Below are 17,904 nucleotides of genomic sequence, written 5' to 3'. Positions count from 1 at the left end.
CGGCGGCGCCGCCGCCAGCGCGGCGGCGGATCTCGCCCGCGTGCCGGCACACGGCGAGTCCGCGGGCTGGATCACGCGCACCGCGCTGTGCGTGGAAGTGCGCCATCCCAGCCGCGCGGCCGGCCCCAAGGCCGAGCTCTCGGCTGCCGGCGACAAGCGCGGCATGATCTACGTCTTCATGCCGCCGCTGACCGTGCTGGAGGATTACCTGGAACTGCTGGCGGCGGTGGAGGCCACCGCCGCGGCGCTGGGCGTGAAGATCGTGCTCGAAGGCTATCCGCCGCCGCGCGACGTGCGCCTGAAGCTGCTGCAGGTCACGCCCGATCCCGGCGTGATCGAGGTCAACATCCATCCCGCCGCCGACTGGGACGAACTGGTCGACCACACCGAATACCTCTACCAGGCGGCACACGAGACCTATCTGAGCAGCGAGAAGTTCATGGTGGACGGCCGCCATGCCGGCACCGGCGGCGGCAACCACTTTGTGCTGGGCGGCGCCACGCCGGCCGACAGTCCCTTCCTGCGCCGCCCGGACGTGCTGGCCAGCCTGATCGCGTACTGGCACAACCATCCCTCGCTGTCCTACCTGTTCTCGGGCATGTTCATCGGCCCCACCAGCCAGGCGCCGCGCGTGGACGAGGCGCGCAACGACCAGCTCTACGAACTGGAGGTCGCCTTTGCCGAGCTGCAGCACCAGCTCGACCGGCTGGGCGGCGCGCAGGGCGGCGGCTACATGCCGCCGTGGCTGGTGGACCGCACGCTGCGCAACATCCTGATCGACGTCACCGGCAACACGCACCGCAGCGAGTTCTGCATCGACAAGCTCTACTCGCCCGACGGCCCCACCGGGCGCCTCGGCCTGCTGGAGCTGCGCGCCTTCGAGATGCCGCCGCATGCGCGCATGAGCCTGGTGCAGCAACTGTTGCTGCGCGCGCTGGTGGCGCGCTTCTGGCGCCAGCCGTATCGCACGCGCCTGACGCGCTGGGGCACCGAGCTGCACGACCGCTTCCTGCTCGGCACCTTCGTGCAGATGGATTTCGACGATGTGCTCAGCGAGATGCGCGAGGCCGGCTTCGCCTTCGACAATGCCTGGTTCGCCCCGCATTTCGAGTTCCGCTTCCCGCGCGTGGGCGAGCTGGCCGCCGGCGGCCTGGCGCTGACCTTGCGCAGCGCGCTCGAGCCCTGGCACGTGATGGGCGAGGAGGGCAGCGCCGGCGGCACGGTGCGCTACGTGGATTCGTCGCTGGAGCGCATCGAGGTGCGCGTGCTGGGCATGAACGAGAGCCGCCACGTGGTGACGGTGAACGGCCGCGCGGTGCCGTTGCAGCCCACCGGGCGGGCCGGCGAATTCGTGGCCGGGGTGCGCTACCGCGCCTGGGCGCCCCAGTCTGCGCTGCACCCCACCATCGGCGTGCACGCTCCGTTGACATTCGACGTAGTCGACAGCTGGATGGCGCGCAGCATCGGCGGATGCCGGTATCATGTTTCGCATCCGGGCGGGCGCAACTACGAGACCTTCCCGGTCAATGCCTACGAGGCCGAAAGCCGGCGCCTGGCGCGCTTCTTCACGCTCGGCCACACCCCGGGCGTGATGCGCATCGAGGAGCCTGCGCGCAGCCTCGAGTTTCCGTTCACGCTGGACCTGCGGCAACGCTGATCCGCCCCGCCGCCGAGCTTCGCCCCGTGCCCTTGCAGCCCTCCCTGCCCTTCGACGAATCCGCTCCCGCCGCCGAGGCGGCGATGCGCCGCGCGCGCGCGGTGCCCGCGGGACACCTGGACGAGCTCGGCGCGTGCTCGGGCGGCCTGCGCGAGCCGTGGGCAGGCTTCTTCCAGGTGCTGGGCGAGGACGGCATCGGCGCGCTCGGCCAGCAGGCCGCCGCCATGGCGCGCCAGATCCGCGACAACGGCGTGACCTACAACGTCTACGCCGACAACGGCGCCGCGCGCGCCTGGGCGCTGGACCTGCTGCCCTTCCTGGTAGCCGAGGAAGACTGGCAGGTGATCGAGCGCGGCGTGATCCAGCGCGCCAGCCTGGCCAACGCCATGGTGGCCGACATCTACGGGCCGCAGACCCTGCTGGCCAAGGGCTTGCTGCCGGCCGGGCTGGTCTTCGGCCATCCCGGCTACCTGCGCCCCCTCAAGGGCTACCAGCCGCCGGACGGCAATTTCCTGCATATCGTCGCGGTGGACCTGGCGCACACCGCGGAGGGCGGCTGGACGGTGATGGCGCACCGCACGGAAACCCCGTCCGGCATGGGCTACGCGCTGGAGAACCGGCTCATCATCTCCAGCCTGTTCACCGATGCCTTCCGCGAACTGCGCGTGCGCCGCCTGCCCGCCGCCTTCGCGCAGCTGGTGGCCACGCTGGCGCAGCTGCCCGCCATCCGCACGGCCGGCGCGGTCACGCAGCTGACCGCGGCCGGCGCCGCGGGCGCGGCGGCCGCGGCCGGCAAGCACGTGGTGCTGCTGACCCCCGGCCCGTACAACGAGACCTACTTCGAGCACACTTTCCTGGCGCGTTACCTCGGCATCACGCTGGTCGAGGGCAAGGACCTGACGGTGCGCAACGAGGTGGTCTACCTGAAGACGCTGGCCGGGCTGGAGCGCGTGGACGTGATCCTGCGCCGGCTCGACGATGCCTATTGCGATCCCGTGGAGTTGCGCCAGGATTCCACGCTTGGCGTGCCCGGGCTGCTGCAGGCGATGCGCGCGGGCAACGTGCTGGTSTCCAACGCACCGGGTTCCGGCTTCATGGAAACGCCGGCCATCCACGGCTTCCTGCCGGGCATCGCGCGCGAGCTGCTGGGCGAGCCGCTGCTGCTGCCCAGCGTGCCGAGCTGGTGGTGCGGCGAGGCCTCGGCGCGCGCGCAGGCGCTGGCGCAGTTCAGCGAAGCGTTCCTGATGCCGACCTACCCGCGCGGGCTGGCGCAGCCGTGGGAAGGCCCGCGCCTGGGCATGGAGCTGGGCCTGCAGCGGCTGGCAGACTGGCGCGAGCGCATCGAACAGGTGCCCGATCTCTTTACCATCCAGGCCGACCTGCCGCTGTCGCACGCGCCGCGCTGGGAGGGGCCGCACATCGGCTCGCGCGCGGCCATGCTGCGGGTCTTCGCGATCGCCGACGGGCGCGGCGGCTGGCAGGTGATGCCGGGCGGCTTCACGCGGCTGGCGGGCGAGGGCCAGCCGGGGGTGTCGATGCAGCTCGGCGGTTCCAGCGTGGACACCTGGGTGCTGTCGAGCCAGCCGGCGCAGCCCGCGCCGGTGCCGGCCACGCCCATGCTCGGCGCCGCGCATCCCGGCCGCGCGGCCAAGCCGCTGGCGGTGTCGAGCCGCGCCGCCGAGAACCTGTTCTGGGCAGGCCGCTACGCCGAGCGCGCCGAAAACAACGTGCGCCTGTGCCGGCTCGTGCTGGGCTCGATCGAAAGCAGCGACGAGCGCGACGACAGCGTGCTCGACGTCATCGGCGAGCTGGTGGTCGCCTGCGGCCTGCTGCCGACCGGCGCGCCGCAGCCGCGCGCATCGCTGCGCGTGTTCGAGCGCAGCCTGGTGGCGGCGCTGGCCGAAAGCGCCGGCTGGACCAGCGTGGGCCAGAACCTGGCCAGCCATGTGCTCGCCGCCACCGAGATCCGCAACCGCCTGTCCAACGACCACTGGCGCATGATCCTGGCCGCCCGCAACGATTTCGGCGACGCCATGGCGGCCGCCTGCACCGGCGCGTCCGGCAGCGGCGACTGCGGCTACTACGACCGCCCGCGCGTGCTGGCCGCGCTCGACCATCTCGGCATGCAGCTGGCCGCCATCAGCGGCGCCCAGGGCGACCGCATGATGCGCGACGAGGCGTGGCGCCTGCTGTTCATCGGCCGGCATATCGAACGCGTGTCGACGCTGTCGACCTTCCTGGAAGTGTTCACCCGGCACGGCGCGCTGCTGCACCGAAGTGGCTTCGACCTGCTGCTGCACCTGTTCGACAGCACGCTCACCTTCCGCGCGCTCTACCCCGGGCGCACCGACGTGCCGGCGCTGGTCGAGCAGGTTGTGATCGAACCCACCAACCCGCGCGGGCTCTACGGCGTGCTGGCGCGGCTGCGCGTCAAGCTTGGCCAGCTCACGCCGCCGGCCAGCCCGGCGGGCACCGGACGCACGCCACTGCCGCAATGGCTGCCCGCGGTGGAGGCACTGCCCGGCTGGGATGCACTATGCCGGCGCGACGAAAGCGGGCAATACACCAATCTGGTGCAGGCGTGCGACCAGTTGAGCAGCCTGGTGGGGCAGCTCTCCGACGAGATCAGCGCGCGCTACTTCAGCCACGCCGGCATGGCCGGCGTGCGGGTGCGGCCATGAGCGTGCCGGCCAACGATCCGGCGGCCGCGGTGCCCGCCCCCGCCGCGCTCACAGTGCATCACAAGACCACCTATGAGTATTCCGCGCCGGTGGAGAATGCCCAGCAACGCGCCGTGGTGTACCCGGTGACGTGCCCGTGGCAAACGGTGCTGTCGCACAGCACGCAGGTCGAGCCCGAGCCTTCGCACCAGCATGCCGGCACGGACGCCTTCGGCAACCATGTGCTGTACTTCACCATCGACGTGCCGCACGACTTCATGCAGCTCTGCTGCGAGAGCACGGTGCGCGTGCTGCCGCGCTGGGACGCGCTCGATCCGGCCGCCAGCATGCCGTGGGAAGACGCCGTCGCCGCGCTGCGCTTTCGCGCCGGGCAGGCCTTCCGGCCCGAGAGCGAGTTCTGTTTCGCCTCGCCCAACGTGGCCCTGCATCCGGACCTGAAGGCTTATGCGCTGGCCAGCTTCGCGCCCGGCGTGCCGGTGGTGGCCGGCGCCATCGACCTGATGCACCGCATCCACGCCGACTTCGAGTACGAGCCCGAGGTCACCGAGGTGGCCACCCCGGCGCTGCAGGCCTTCGCGCTGCGCAGCGGGGTTTGCCAGGATTTCGCGCAGGTCATGATCGGCTGCCTGCGCTCGCTCGGCCTGGCCGCGCGCTATGTCAGCGGCTACCTGCGCACGGAGCCGCCGCCGGGCCAGCCGCGGCTGATCGGCGCGGATGCCTCGCACGCCTGGCTGTCGGTGTATTGCCCGCTGACCGGCTGGGTCGACCTCGATCCCACCAACGACGTGCTGGCCGACACCGGCCATGTGACGCTGGCGTTCGGGCGCGACTATAGCGATGTCTCGTTGCTGCGCGGCGTCATCGTGGGCGGCGGCGCGCATGGCGTGGACGTGGAGGTCAGCGTGCTGCAGGTGGAATAGGCAGCGCCCCGACGCGGCTGGCAAGCCAATTGCCTGTGTTGTGCAGGGGTTGCCGAAAAAAGGGGAGTCAATATGCTGAGCCGCACCGCCGACCACCTGTTCTGGATGGCCCGCTACACCGAGCGTGCCGAGAACACCGCGCGCATGCTCGACGTCAACCACCAGACCGCGCTGCTGCCGCAGTCGCGCGACGAGGCCCGGCAGGGCTGGCTGGCCATGCTCGACGCGACCGAGCTCACGCCGGTCTTTGCCGAGCATCACGGCGCGGTGGTGCACGAGGAAGTGCTCGACTTCATGGTGCGCGACCTCAGCCACCCGGCCTCGATCATGTCCTGCCTGCGCGCCGCGCGCGAGAATGCCCGCGCCGTGCGCGGCGCCCTGACCACGCCGTTGTGGGAAACCATCAACACCACCTGGCTCGATGTCCAGCAGATGGTCGCCGACGGCATCCTGCGGCACGATCCCGCGCAGTTCTTCGAATGGGTCAAATTCCGCTCCCACCTCACGCGCGGCGTCGAAGCCGGCACCATGCTCAAGGACGAAGCCTATTGCTTCATGCGCCTGGGTACCTTCCTCGAGCGCGCCGACAACACCGCGCGGCTGCTCGACGTCAAGTTCCAGGCCACCGACCCGGGTAGCCAGCAGGGCGACTTCTACCAGTGGGCCGCGGTGCTGCGCTCGGTCTCGGGGTTCGAGATGTACCGCAAGGTCTATCGCTCGGCGGTCACGCCGGAACGCGTGGCCGAACTGCTGATCGTGCATCCCGACATGCCGCRCTCGCTGGCGGCCAGCCTGCGGGAGGTGGTGTCCTTGCTGGCGCAGGTGCGCAATGTGGCTTCAGCGGAGACTGAGAGGCGTGCGGGCAAGCTGCATGCGGAGCTTAAGTTTGCCCGGATCGAGGATATTTTTTCTGTCGGGATTCATGGGTGGTTGGGGGATTTCTTGCGGAGGGTGCATGAGGTGGGGAGTGGGGTGAGTCATAGTTTTTTGATGCGGGGGTGAGGGGGGCTGCGGGGGGTGTGTTTCGACATCAAAGTCAAATTATTTAAAAGCTTAAAATCAACATCAAAGTCAAAGGATTTAACTTCAAGGTCAAATTCTTTAAAAGCTCAAAATCAACATCAAAGTCAAAGGCTTTCGCTCCCCCGGAGCGACCTACTTTCTTTTTTCCGAAAAGAAAGTAGGCAAAGAAAGCGGACTGCCTGGCCGGCAGGGGCAGAAACGTTGGGATTTCTGGTATTGCTGGTTTCGTCGTGGGGTTTGTGGTTCTACTGGCATCCTGCCGTTACCGGTGCTGGCGGCCACAATCCTGCTGGAGGTGGTGGTTTCGGGGTCAGGCCTATGATGGCGAGCACACTGCTTGTTCGGCCATCTGCCGTCACCGGCGCTGGCCACCACGACGTAGCACTCTCATGGTTTCGTGGTGGGCGTGGTGGCCCCGGCTTGAAAAGGGAACCAACTACACCCGCGCCCCGGTCCACCGCGCCCACCACGAAACCAGTGCCGTTCCCATGACGCGCCCATCCACCCCGGTCGCGGCAGCAGCCTGAACCACCTGGGCCGCCGCCATCATGCAGCGCCGCCACGAATCGGACACCGCCCGCGACGCCGCAGGCGAGCAAGCCGGTAGCGTCAGCAGTCGAGCCGAAGCCACGAGACCCACCACGAAACCAGCGTCAGACTTGAAGTCTGAGCGCCCAGCCTTCTGCAAGAATCGCTTTCTTTTGGTTACTTTTCTTTTCGAGAAAAGAAAAGTGACACTTACATGTGTGCGAACGGGCTATCAAGCCCGGGCCGCCAGGCCCACAGAGACAAGCAGACTCCACCAAATACGCCAAAATAAACCAACCAAAGCCCAAGCCGCCAGGCCCACAGAGACAAGCAGACTCCACCAAAGACGCCAAAATAAACCAACCAAAGCCCGGGCCGCCAGGCCCACAGAGACAGGCGCACTTGCATGCACCTGAAGGACCCAAAAGGCCCGGGCCGCCAGGCCCACAGCAACCCGGGCAAGAAGGCCAATCCTCATGCCCCCAACTTCTTCCTCAACAACTCATTCACCTGCGCCGGGTTCCCCTTCCCCTTGGTGGCCTTCATGGCCTGCCCGACCAGGGCATTGAACGCCTTCTCCTTGCCGGCGCGGAATTCCTCCACCGACTTGGCGTTGGCGGCCAGCACGTCGTCGATGATCTTCTCCAGTTCGCCCGAGTCGGACATCTGCTTGAGGCCCTTGGCAGCGATGATGGCGTCGGCGTCGCCGCCTTGCTCGCCTGCCCACATGGCCGGGAACACGTCCTTCTTGGCGGTGTTGTTGGACACCGTGCCGTCGGCGATGCGCACCAGCAGCTTCGCCAGCTGGGCGGGCTTGACCGGGGCGGCGTCGAGCGCGATGCCTTCGCGATTGAGCAGGGAGGACACGTCGCCCATCAGCCAGTTGGCGGCGGGCTTGGCGTTGGCCGCGCCGGCTTCGGCAACCACGGCTTCGAAGTAGCCGGCAAGCGGCTTGGAAGCGGTCAGCACGCTGGCATCGTAGGCGGACAGGCCGTACTGCGATACCAGGCGCGCCTGCATGGCCGCGGGCAGTTCCGGCAGCGCGGCCTTCACGCGTTCGATCCAGGCGGCGTCGATCTCGAGCGGCAGCAGGTCGGGGTCGGGGAAGTAACGATAGTCGTGCGCGTCTTCCTTGGTGCGCATGGCGCGCGTCTCGCCGGTATCCGGATCGAACAGCACGGTGGCCTGCTGGATCTCGCGGCCGTCCTCGATCTCGGCGATCTGCCACTGCACTTCGTACTCGATGGCCTGCTGCAGGAAGCGGAACGAGTTGAGGTTCTTGATCTCACGGCGCGTGCCCAGCTTGGGGTTGCCGTACGGGCGCACCGATACGTTGGCGTCGCAGCGGAAGCTGCCTTCCTGCATGTTGCCGTCGCAGATGCCCAGCCATACCACCAGCGCGTGCAGGGCCTTGGCGTAGGCCACGGCCTCGGCCGCGCTGCGCATGTCGGGCTCGGTGACGATTTCCAGCAGCGGGGTGCCGGCGCGGTTCAGGTCGATGCCGGTCATGCCGGCGAAGTCTTCGTGCAGCGATTTGCCGGCGTCTTCCTCGAGGTGGGCGCGCGTGAGCTGCACGGTCTTCTCGTAGGTCTCGCCCTTCTTGCCCTCGACCTGGATGCTGATGCTGCCGCCTTGCACTACCGGGAGCTCGTACTGGCTGATCTGGTAGCCCTTGGGCAGGTCAGGGTAGAAGTAATTCTTGCGCGCGAAGACGCTGCGCGGCGCGATGGTGGCGCCGATCGCCAGGCCGAACTCGATGGCGCGCTCGACCGCGCCGCGGTTGAGCACCGGCAGCACGCCGGGCAGCGCCAGGTCGACCGGCGAGGCTTGCGTGTTCGGCGCCGCGCCGAAGGCGGTGGAGGTGCCGGAGAAAATCTTGGAGGCCGTCGACAGTTGCGTGTGCGTCTCGAGGCCGATCACCACTTCCCATTGCATGGCGGTATTCCTGTTCGTGTGCGGTATGTGTTGCTACTTGTACTGCGTCGTTCGTTGTTCGTCGTTCGTGCTTTGCTGCTTTCGTGTTCCTGCACGCCGCGTGCCCCGTGCCGCTACGCTCAGGGATTCGGGCTGGCCAGCCATGAATCCAGCTGCGCCAGCGCCGCGTCGCGCGCGACCGGGTCGGCGCCCACCGTCACGCCCCGGCCCGGATGCGTGCCGTTGGGCACGTCGCGCCGCACCCGCAGCTCGCCCGCGCCTTCGAAGGCGTCGAAACCGTGGTAGGCGCCAGGGTAGATCTCCAGGCGGAAGCGCGCCTCGGGCTGGCGCGCCGCCACGGCTTCGCGCAGCATGGCGCAGCGCGTGGCGGGGGTCCAGTCGTCGGCGCCGCCGGTCATCAGCAGCAAGGGCGCGCGCAGGCGGAAGCCATGGCGCTGCACGGCGCTCTTGCAGCCCGGGTAGAAGGCCACGGCGCGTTCGATGGACGGTGCGCCGGCGGGCCAGTCGCGGCTGGCGTCGATGGCGCTGAGCACGGCCTGCGCGCCGTTGGACCAGCCCAGCAGCACGATGCGGCCGGTGTCCACGCCGGGCTGCCGCGCCAGCCACTGCAGCGCGGCCAGCACGTCGCCGCGCCGCACGGTGTCGTCGATGTCGCGCGTGGCCATGGGCTCGGTGCAGATGCCCTGCGGCTTGCCGCGCGGGGCGAAGCTGTCGGGCAGCAGCACTGCGTAGCCGCGCGCGGTGAGCCACCGCACGTAGTCGCGGTAGCGCGCCTGCAGCGCCGCTGCGTCGGTGCCGCCGCGCTGGTAAAGCCCGGCGCAGCCGTGCAGCGCAACCACTACCGGCATGGCCTGCGCGGGCGCGGTGGCGCCGTGTTGCGGCACGAACCAGTAGGCGTCGAGCGGCTTGCCTTCGTCCGTTCCCGGGAAACGCACCGCCTGCGCCGCCGGCATGGCGGACTCCGCGGCGGCGGCCGGCACCGAGGCCTGCGCGTGCATGGCGGGGCTTGCCAGCAGCGCGGCGCCGGCGCCGAGGCACAAGGCCGCGGCGCGCAGGGCGCGAAGGGGGAAGAGGAGCAGGGGCAAGGCCCGGGTGAGTTTCATCGGATCTGGGCGCAGCCGCCGGTGCCAGGTTCGAACATCACCGGCCAGGCCTCTTCATAGATGCCCGGCGAGCAGCGCTGCTGGCAGTTGGCGTGCGCCAGCGTGACACGGCGCGGGTCCTGCCAGACCATCAGCTTGCAGGCGCTGCCGTCGTTGGCGCGCAGCTCGATATGCGGCTTCTTCTGGGTCTGGCGGAACTCGGCCAGGTTGAAGCTGCACGAGCCGCGCTTGCCCACCCACAGTTTCCACGACAGCTGCTGCACCGTGTTGTCGGCCACGCGCAGCTGCGCGTCCTCGCGGAAGCCGTCCTCCTCGGTACGGCGGCAGTCGCCGGCCAGGTCGATGTCGCGGCTGGCGATCGGCGTGGGCTGGCCGAAGCGCGGCAGCGGAATGCAGGCGGCCAGCCCCGCGGCCAGCGCGATGCCGCCCGCGATGCGAACCAGCCAGCGCCGCGCCGTCATGCCTGCGCGGGCCGGCGCAGATGCCAGTCCGTGGCTTGCTGGAACGCGTGCGCGGTCTGCAGCAGCTCGGCTTCGCCGAAGTAGTTGCCGATTAGCTGCAGGCCGACCGGCATGCCGCCTTCTCCCAGGCCGCAGGGCACGCTCATGCCGGGCAGGCCGGCCAGGCTGGTCGACAGCGTGAAGATGTCGGCCAGGTACATCTGCACCGGGTCGGCGCTCTTCTCGCCAAGCTTCCACGCCACCGTGGGCGCCACCGGGCCCATGATCACGTCGCACTGGGCGAAGGCGCGCTGGAAGTCCTCGGAGATGATGCGGCGGATCTTCTGCGCCTGCAGGTAGTACGCGTCGTAATAGCCGTGCGACAGCACGTAGGCGCCCACCATGATGCGGCGCTTGACCTCGGGGCCGAAGCCTTCGGCGCGGCTCTTCTTGTACATGTCCATCAGGTCGCGGTACTCGGCGGCGCGGTGGCCGTAGCGCACGCCGTCGAAGCGCGACAGGTTGGACGAGGCCTCGGCCGGCGCGATGATGTAGTACACCGGGATCGACAGCTCGGTCTTGGGCAGCGAGACCTCGACCAGCGTGGCGCCGAGCTTCTCGTACTCGGCCAGCGCGGCGCGCACGGCCTGCTCGACGTCGGCCGACAGGCCCTTGCCGAAGTATTCCGTGGGCAGGCCGATGCGCAGGCCCGACAAGGGCTTGGCGGCACTGGCGCCGGCGCGCGGCTGGCCGAGCAGGCGGGTGAAGTCTTCGTCCACGCCGCCCTGCGCGGGCGCGAGGCTGGTCGAGTCGCGCTCGTCGAAGCCGGCCATGGCGCCCAGCAGCAGCGCGCAGTCTTCGGCGGTGTGCGCCATCGGGCCGCCCTGGTCCAGCGAGGAGGCGAAGGCGATCATGCCGTAGCGCGACACGCGGCCGTAGGTGGGCTTGATGCCGGTGATGCCGGAGAACGAGGCCGGCTGGCGGATCGAGCCGCCGGTGTCGGTGCCGGTGGCGGCCGGCGCCAGGCCCGCGGCCACGGCGGCCGCCGAGCCGCCCGAGGAGCCGCCCGGCACGCGCGCAGGGTCCCACGGGTTCTTGACCGCGCCGAAGTGCGAGTTCTCGTTGGACGAGCCCATCGCGAACTCGTCCATATTGGTCTTGCCCAGCGTGACCATGCCGGCGGCGCCCAGGCGCTCGACCACGGTGGCGTCGAACGGGCTTTCATAGCCGGCCAGCATGCGCGAGCCGGCTGTGGCGCGCCAGCCACGCGTGACGAACACGTCTTTGTGGGCGATCGGCACGCCGGTCAGCAGGCCGGCTTCGCCGCGCGCGCGGCGTTCGTCGGCGGCGCGCGCCTGCGCCAGGGTCAGCTCGGGGTTGACGTCGACGAAGGCGTTGAGCGCGGTGGCCTGCTCGATGCGGCCAAGGTAGTCGCGCGCCAGTTCCTCGGCGGAAACGGTGCGCGCCGCCAGCGCGTCGGCGAGCTGGCGCAGGGAGGTCACTGAAGTTGCGGAAAAGGACATGTCGGTCGGTATGGCTTGGCAGGAGGGGCGGCCGGCGCGCGGCAAGCCGGCGCGGCGGGAGCCGCCGGGTTCGGGGGCCGTGAGGCGCTGACCTTTACTCGATGACCTTGGGCACCAGGTACAGGCCGCCTTCGGTGGCCGGCGCGGGGCGCTGGTAGTCGTCGCGGCGGTCGGTTTCGGTCACGGCGTCGTCGCGCAGGCGCTGCGACATCTCGCGCACGGTGGACAGCGGGTGGGCCAGCGGTTCCACGCCGGTGGTGTCGACCGCCTGCATCTGTTCGACCAGGGAGAAGAATTGATTGAGCTGCACAAGGGTATGCCCTGCCTCGTCATCGTTGATCTCGATGCGGGCAAGGTGGGCGATGCGCTTGACGTCGGATAGGTCGAGAGCCATGGCTTGGGTCGGTGCGTGGTCGATGCGAAATCGGTGTTGTATCGGCGTGATGGCGGGAGGCGAATCCGGAAGCGGGCGCGGTAGCGAGAGGCAAGGCGCGCGCCGCCGGGGCGGGCGGGGCGAGTGCTGCCGGGAGCGCCCCGGAATCGTCAAAGTTACACGTTTTTTCGAGGAAGAAGCCCCCGAAACAGGGGGAATTATAAGGTATCATTGCGCGTTGCCATTCCCTGGCAGCGCCTTCGTCACATTGGTGCAAATCCGCGCCCGCTGGAGCTTTCCGGTGGAACCCGCGGCGCACACGCAGTGCACCGTCGCCCCCGTACCGCCCTCCAGGCCGCCCTTGTCGCGGCAAGCCGGCGGCGGACGCCGGGCCGAGGGCAACCAGGAAGGCAGGCAAGGGCCCTCTGATTAGGCCGCCCCGGCCGGCAATTTTTTGTAATTGCCGCGCGGTTCCACCGAACTTTTAGGCGTGGTCTAATCAAAGGTTCCCGTAGAGGCTGTTCCCGCCCCCGGCGGGCGGGCCTCGGCTGGCGGCCCCGTCCCGGCTGCCGCGCATCTCCGGATGACGCGGCGCCGGCGCGGCGCCGGGCTCGCCGAACGGTGGGGGGCCTTGAATACCACCCGTCGCAACGAATTTCGTGGCTGGCCCGATAGCGGCGCCGGCCGCTTCGCATACCTCGCGAACCACCAGAAAACAGGATTCCTGATGTTCGGATTTCTCCGCAGCTATTTCTCCAACGATCTCGCGATCGACCTCGGCACGGCCAACACCCTGATCTATATGCGCGACAAGGGCATCGTCCTGGACGAGCCCTCGGTGGTGGCGATCCGCCAGGAAGGCGGACCCAACGCCAAGAAGACGATCCAGGCGGTGGGCAAGGAAGCCAAGCAGATGCTGGGCAAGGTGCCGGGCAATATCGAGGCGATCCGCCCGATGAAGGACGGCGTGATCGCCGACTTCACCGTGACCGAGCAGATGCTCAAGCAGTTCATCAAGATGGTGCACGACTCCAAGCTGCTGCGCCCGTCGCCGCGCATCATCATCTGCGTGCCGTGCGGCTCGACCCAGGTCGAGCGCCGCGCCATCCGCGAATCGGCGCTGGGCGCCGGCGCCAGCCAGGTGTACCTGATCGAGGAGCCGATGTCGGCCGCGATCGGCGCGGGCCTGCCGGTGTCGGAGCCGTCGGGCTCGATGGTGGTCGATATCGGTGGCGGCACCACCGAGGTGGGCATCATCTCGCTGGGCGGCATGGTCTACAAGGGCTCGGTGCGCGTGGGCGGCGACAAGTTCGACGAAGCCATCGTCAACTACATCCGCCGCAACTACGGCATGCTGATCGGCGAGCAGACCGCCGAGGCCATCAAGAAGGAAATCGGCTCGGCTTTCCCGGGCTCCGAAGTCCGCGAGATGGAAGTCAAGGGCCGCAACCTGTCCGAAGGCATCCCGCGTGCCTTCACGGTGTCGTCCAACGAAATCCTCGAAGCGCTGACCGATCCGCTCAACCAGATCGTCTCGGCCGTGAAGATCGCGCTGGAGCAGACCCCGCCGGAACTGGGCGCGGACATCGCCGAGCGCGGCATGATGCTGACCGGGGGCGGCGCGCTGCTGCGCGACCTGGACCGCCTGCTGGCCGAGGAAACCGGCCTGCCGGTGCTGGTGGCCGAAGACCCGCTGACCTGCGTGGTGCGCGGCTCCGGCATGGCGCTCGAGCGCATGGACAAGCTCGGCAGCATCTTCTCCTACGAATAACGAGTCAGCGAGAGGATATCGCTCGTGGCGCGACACGGCCTGCCGGATCACCTGGTCGGGGCCTCGCCGCGTCGCGCCGCTTCCCCGACCCGGCCCGGCCCAGGGTATCGCACGACCCCGCCTGACTCCCGCCAACCCGGCGGGGCGGCGGCGTTGCGTCCGTGGGGCCGGGAGACCTTTCCGCCAGCGCACGGGTAAATGGATTACACTCCGCCGCCGCTCTTCAAGCAGGGCACTTCCGCCGTGGCGCGCCTCGTCTTCTATGTGACGATCGCGCTGGTGCTGCTCATCGTCGATGCGCGCTTCGATGCCTTGCGCGTGGTGCGCCAGGTCGCCGCCACCGTGCTGATGCCGGTCGAGCGTACCGTGCTGGTGCCGCGCGACGCGCTGCGCACCGCGTTCGACTACGCGCAATCGTCGGCCACGCTGGCCAGCGAGAACCGCGAACTCAAGCGCCGCGCCGTGACCGAGGCCGAAGGCTCGGTGCGCCAGTCCCAGCTCGAGTCCGAGAACAACCAGTTGCGCAAGCTGCTTGGCCTGCAGCAGCAGTCGGCCACGCCGGTGACGGCAGCCGAGATCCTCTACGACGCGCGCGATCCGTATAGCCAGCGCATCGTGATCGACCGCGGCAGCCAGCACGGCCTGCGCGCCGGCTATCCGGTGATCGACGAACGCGGCGTGATCGGCCAGATCACGCGCGTCTCGCCGTTCCAGTCCGAAGTSACGCTGCTGACCGACAAGGAWCAGGCSATYCCGGTGCAGGTGGTSCGCAACGGSCTGCGCAGCGTSGCCTTYGGCGGCKCSCGYGCCGGCCWGCTSGACCTGCGCTTCATGGCGGCWTCGGCYGACCTGCAGCAGGGYGACCTGCTGGTGACTTCCGGTCTGGACGGCACCTACCCTCCCGGCTTGCCGGTGGCCAAGATCGTGCAGATCGAGCGCAAGGCCGACACCGCGTTCTCCCGCGTGTACTGCGAACCGGTGGCCGGCGTGCGCTCGCACCGCCAGCTGCTGGTGATCCGCTACGAAGCGCAGCTGCCGCCGCGCGAGGCGATCGACGGCCCGCGCGACGCCAAGGAAACCAGGAGCGGCCGGGCCGGCCGGCCCGGGGTCAGGGATGCCGAGCGGGGAGGCGACAAGCCGGCGGCGAAGCCCGCGGAAAAGCCGGCCGAGAAGCCCGCCGAGAAATCCACGGAAAAAGCCGCCGACAAGCCCGCCCCCGCCGCCAAGGAGGTCAAGCGGTGACCAATCCCCAATACCTGCTGCGACCGGTCAACCCGGCGTTCATCGCGCTGAGCTTCGTGCTGGCCTTCCTGTTCAACCTGATGCCCTGGGGCTCCACGTTGTGGATTCCCGACATGGTGGCGCTGGTGCTGGTGTTCTGGAACATCCACCAGCCGCGCAAGGTGGGCATGGGCGTGGCGTTCGCGCTGGGCCTGCTGATGGATGTGCACGATGCGCGCCTGCTTGGCGAGCATGCCATGGCGTACACCCTGCTGGCCTACTTCGCCATCACCATCCACCGCCGTGTGCTGTGGTTCACGGTCTACACCCAGGCGCTGCACGTGTTGCCGCTGCTGTTCATGGCGCACGCGGTGCCGGTGGTGATCCGCCTGGCCATGGGCGCGCCGCTGCCGGGCTGGCAGCTGCTGCTGGCGCCGGGCATCGAGGCGCTGCTGTGGCCGCTGGCCACCAGCATGCTGCTGGCGCCGCAGCGGCGCAGCGCCGACGTGGACGAGACCCGGCCCATATGACGCGCCGGCGCGCCGGCAATAGCGATCCGGCAATAGCTTGACCCTCAACCGAGTACCGCCGCGCCCCTTGCGGGTGCGCGGCACACCGCAAGGCTGACGCAGTACCATGACCGAAATCCGCAATGTCGAACAGGAGCTCGGCCGCTTCCGCATCCGCGTGGCGGCCGCGGGCCTGTTCGCCGTGATCTGCTTCGGCCTGCTGTTCAGCCGCTTTCTCTGGCTGCAGTGGTACAAGCACGACCAGTACTCGGCCAAGGCCGAGGACAACCGCATCTCGGTGGCGCCGATCGAGCCCAACCGCGGCATCATCATGGACCGCAACGGCGTGGTGCTGGCGCGCAACTATTCGGCCTACACGCTGGAAATCACGCCGTCCAAGCTGTCCGACACGCTCGACAACACCATCGAGTCGCTCAGCCAGCTGGTCGACATCCAGCCGCGCGACCGCCGCCGCTTCAAGCGGCTGATGGAAGAATCGCGCAGCTTCGAGAGCCTGCCGATCCGCAGCCAGCTCACCGACGAGGAAGTGGCGCGCTTCTCCGCCCAGCGCTTCCGCTTTCCCGGCGTGGACGTGCGCGCGCGGCTGTTCCGCCAGTACCCGATGGGCGAGTCCGCCTCGCACGTGATCGGCTACCTGGGCCGCATCTCGCAGCGCGACCAGGAGCGCATCGAGGCCATGGACGAGGCCAACGACGCCGAGGGCGCCAAGTACGATCCGCGCAAGGACGCCGACAACTACAAGGGCTCCAACTACATCGGCAAGATCGGCATCGAGCAGAGCTACGAGACCGAACTGYACGGCCTGACCGGCTTCGAGGAAGTGGAAGTGAGCGCGGGCGGCCGCCCGATCCGCACGCTGTCCACCTCGCCCGCCACGCCCGGCAACAACCTGATCCTGTCGCTCGACATCCGCCTGCAGCAGCTTGCCGAGGCGTTGTTCGGCGACAAGCGCGGCGCGCTGGTGGCGATCGAGCCGGCCACCGGCGACATCCTGGCCTTCGTGTCCAAGCCGACCTTCGATCCCAACCTGTTCGTCGAAGGCATCGACAGCAACGCCTGGAACGAGCTCAACGGCTCGCCCGACAAGCCCTTGCTGAACCGCCCGCTGCGCGGCACCTACCCGCCGGGCTCGACCTACAAGCCGTTCATGGCGCTGGCGGCACTCACCACCGGCAAGCGCACCGCGGCCTGGGGTTTCCACGATCCGGGCTCGTTCACGCTGGGCAATCACACGTTCCGCGACGACAAGCCGGGTGGCCACGGCTGGGTGGACATGCAGGCCTCGATCGTGCAGTCGTGCGATACGTACTACTACATGCTGGCGCGCGACATGGGCGTCAATGCCATCCACGATTTCATGAAGCCGCTGGGCTTCGGCCAGATCACCGGCATCGATATCGAAGGCGAGAGCCGCGGCATCCTGCCGTCCACCGACTGGAAGCGCCGCGCCTATCGCAAGGCCGACCAACAGAAATGGTATGACGGCGAGACCATCTCGCTGGGCATCGGCCAGGGCTACAACAGCTTCACCATCCTGCAGCTGGCCAACGCCGTGTCCATCCTGGTCAACAACGGCACCGCGATGAAGCCCCACCTGGTCAAGGCGGTGGAGGATTCCGTGAGCCGCGACCGCGAGCTCACGGTACCCAAGGAAAGCTACCGGCTGCCGCTCAAGCAGGCCGATATCGACGTGATCAAGCGCGCCATGGTGGGCGTGACGCACTCGGGCACCGCTGCCCGCGCCTTTGCCGGCGCCGCCTACGAGTCGGCCGGCAAGACCGGTACCGCACAGACCTTCACCGTGGGCAAGAACGAGAAGTACAACCACCACGCGCTCGACGAACGCAAGCGCGACCACGCGCTCTATACCGCCTTCGCCCCGGCTGACAACCCGAAGATCGCGCTGGCGATGATCGTGGAGAACGCCGGCTTCGGCGGCGCGGTGGCGGCGCCGATCGCACGCAAGGTGATGGACTACTACCTGCTGGGCAAGTGGCCCGAGGAGCTGGCGGACATTGCGCCGCCGGCATCCGAGCGCGCCGGAGGCAAGCCGCCCGTGGACACGCCCAGTGTGTTCACCACCGGCCAGACCGCCAGCATCGCCAGCGCCACCGTGATGGGCGCCAGCGAGGCCGCCGCCACCAGCAGCGCCGCGGCCAGCGGTGCCGGCGCCAGCGCGCCGGCGGCACGCCCTGGCGC

Annotated in this window: 13 protein-coding genes; 8 read left to right on the top strand and 5 right to left on the bottom strand. The window is 68.9% G+C overall.

Going from position 1 to position 17,904, the window contains the following annotated elements:
- The 4 genes from AC1DK4_RS38030 to AC1DK4_RS38015 all read left to right on the top strand — a co-directional run.
- A partial coding sequence (locus AC1DK4_RS38030) for a transglutaminase family protein (protein ID WP_477132164.1) occupies positions 1-1,657 on the top strand: 1,657 nt, incomplete at its 5' end.
- A gap of 26 nt (positions 1,658-1,683) precedes the next feature.
- Positions 1,684-4,338 carry a circularly permuted type 2 ATP-grasp protein gene (locus AC1DK4_RS38025; RefSeq protein ID WP_441621313.1) on the top strand — a complete coding sequence of 885 codons (2,655 nt, stop codon included), beginning with the start codon at positions 1,684-1,686 and terminating at the stop codon, positions 4,336-4,338.
- Positions 4,335-5,258, top strand: coding sequence for a transglutaminase family protein (locus AC1DK4_RS38020; protein WP_441650393.1), 924 nt, complete (start codon positions 4,335-4,337; stop codon positions 5,256-5,258). The genes AC1DK4_RS38025 and AC1DK4_RS38020 overlap by 4 nt, the downstream gene beginning before the upstream one ends.
- A gap of 72 nt (positions 5,259-5,330) precedes the next feature.
- A complete protein-coding gene (locus AC1DK4_RS38015; RefSeq protein ID WP_477132163.1) occupies positions 5,331-6,260 on the top strand; it encodes an alpha-E domain-containing protein in 930 nt (309 codons plus the stop codon).
- Positions 6,261-7,283: 1,023 nt separating this feature from the next.
- Here AC1DK4_RS38015 and gatB read toward each other — a convergent pair.
- The 5 genes from gatB to gatC form a co-directional block, all read right to left on the bottom strand.
- The gene (gatB, locus tag AC1DK4_RS38010) at positions 7,284-8,744 is read right to left on the bottom strand and encodes an Asp-tRNA(Asn)/Glu-tRNA(Gln) amidotransferase subunit GatB (RefSeq protein WP_441621307.1); all 1,461 of its coding nucleotides are present in this window, start codon (positions 8,742-8,744) and stop codon (positions 7,284-7,286) included.
- A gap of 119 nt (positions 8,745-8,863) precedes the next feature.
- Positions 8,864-9,847 (bottom strand): dienelactone hydrolase family protein, encoded by a 984-nt coding sequence (locus AC1DK4_RS38005; protein WP_441650391.1) that lies wholly within the window; start codon positions 9,845-9,847, stop codon positions 8,864-8,866.
- Positions 9,844-10,308: a hypothetical protein gene (locus AC1DK4_RS38000; RefSeq protein ID WP_441621303.1), complete on the bottom strand. Its 465-nt coding sequence runs from the start codon at positions 10,306-10,308 to the stop codon at positions 9,844-9,846. Before AC1DK4_RS38000 ends, AC1DK4_RS38005 begins: the two co-directional genes overlap by 4 nt.
- Complete coding sequence (gatA, locus tag AC1DK4_RS37995; protein ID WP_441621301.1) at positions 10,305-11,810, bottom strand: Asp-tRNA(Asn)/Glu-tRNA(Gln) amidotransferase subunit GatA; 1,506 nt, start codon at positions 11,808-11,810, stop codon at positions 10,305-10,307. Before gatA ends, AC1DK4_RS38000 begins: the two co-directional genes overlap by 4 nt.
- A 94-nt stretch (positions 11,811-11,904) precedes the next feature.
- Positions 11,905-12,204: an Asp-tRNA(Asn)/Glu-tRNA(Gln) amidotransferase subunit GatC gene (gatC, locus tag AC1DK4_RS37990; RefSeq protein ID WP_441621299.1), complete on the bottom strand. Its 300-nt coding sequence runs from the start codon at positions 12,202-12,204 to the stop codon at positions 11,905-11,907.
- Between the two features lie 706 nt (positions 12,205-12,910).
- Between gatC and AC1DK4_RS37985 the strand changes: the two genes are divergently transcribed.
- From AC1DK4_RS37985 to mrdA, 4 genes are all read left to right on the top strand, one after another.
- Positions 12,911-13,954 carry a rod shape-determining protein gene (locus tag AC1DK4_RS37985; protein WP_011296266.1) on the top strand — a complete coding sequence of 348 codons (1,044 nt, stop codon included), beginning with the start codon at positions 12,911-12,913 and terminating at the stop codon, positions 13,952-13,954.
- Between the two features lie 198 nt (positions 13,955-14,152).
- On the top strand, positions 14,153-15,196 hold the full coding sequence (gene mreC / locus AC1DK4_RS37980) for a rod shape-determining protein MreC (protein WP_477132162.1): 1,044 nt from the start codon (positions 14,153-14,155) through the stop codon (positions 15,194-15,196).
- Complete coding sequence (gene mreD, locus AC1DK4_RS37975; RefSeq protein ID WP_441621295.1) at positions 15,193-15,705, top strand: rod shape-determining protein MreD; 513 nt, start codon at positions 15,193-15,195, stop codon at positions 15,703-15,705. Before mreC ends, mreD begins: the two co-directional genes overlap by 4 nt.
- A gap of 106 nt (positions 15,706-15,811) precedes the next feature.
- The coding region (gene mrdA, locus AC1DK4_RS37970; RefSeq protein WP_477132161.1) for a penicillin-binding protein 2 at positions 15,812-17,904 on the top strand (2,093 nt) is incomplete at its 3' end.

This window comes from Cupriavidus sp. 05N38 (genome assembly GCF_056397345.1).
The sequence above is the reverse complement of the archived record's forward strand: the minus strand, read 5'-3'. Positions and strand labels throughout refer to the sequence as shown.

Bases quoted from the DNA above. Each gene is read 5' to 3' on its own strand.
- gatB (WP_441621307.1), bottom strand. From the start codon at position 8,744: ATGCAATGGGAAGTGGTGATCGGCCTCGAGACGCACACGCAACTGTCG.
- AC1DK4_RS37985 (WP_011296266.1), top strand. From the start codon at position 12,911: ATGTTCGGATTTCTCCGCAGCTATTTCTCCAACGATCTCGCGATCGAC.
- gatA (WP_441621301.1), bottom strand. From the start codon at position 11,810: ATGTCCTTTTCCGCAACTTCAGTGACCTCCCTGCGCCAGCTCGCCGAC.
- gatC (WP_441621299.1), bottom strand. From the start codon at position 12,204: ATGGCTCTCGACCTATCCGACGTCAAGCGCATCGCCCACCTTGCCCGC.
- AC1DK4_RS38020 (WP_441650393.1), top strand. From the start codon at position 4,335: ATGAGCGTGCCGGCCAACGATCCGGCGGCCGCGGTGCCCGCCCCCGCC.
- AC1DK4_RS38000 (WP_441621303.1), bottom strand. From the start codon at position 10,308: ATGACGGCGCGGCGCTGGCTGGTTCGCATCGCGGGCGGCATCGCGCTG.
- AC1DK4_RS38005 (WP_441650391.1), bottom strand. From the start codon at position 9,847: ATGAAACTCACCCGGGCCTTGCCCCTGCTCCTCTTCCCCCTTCGCGCC.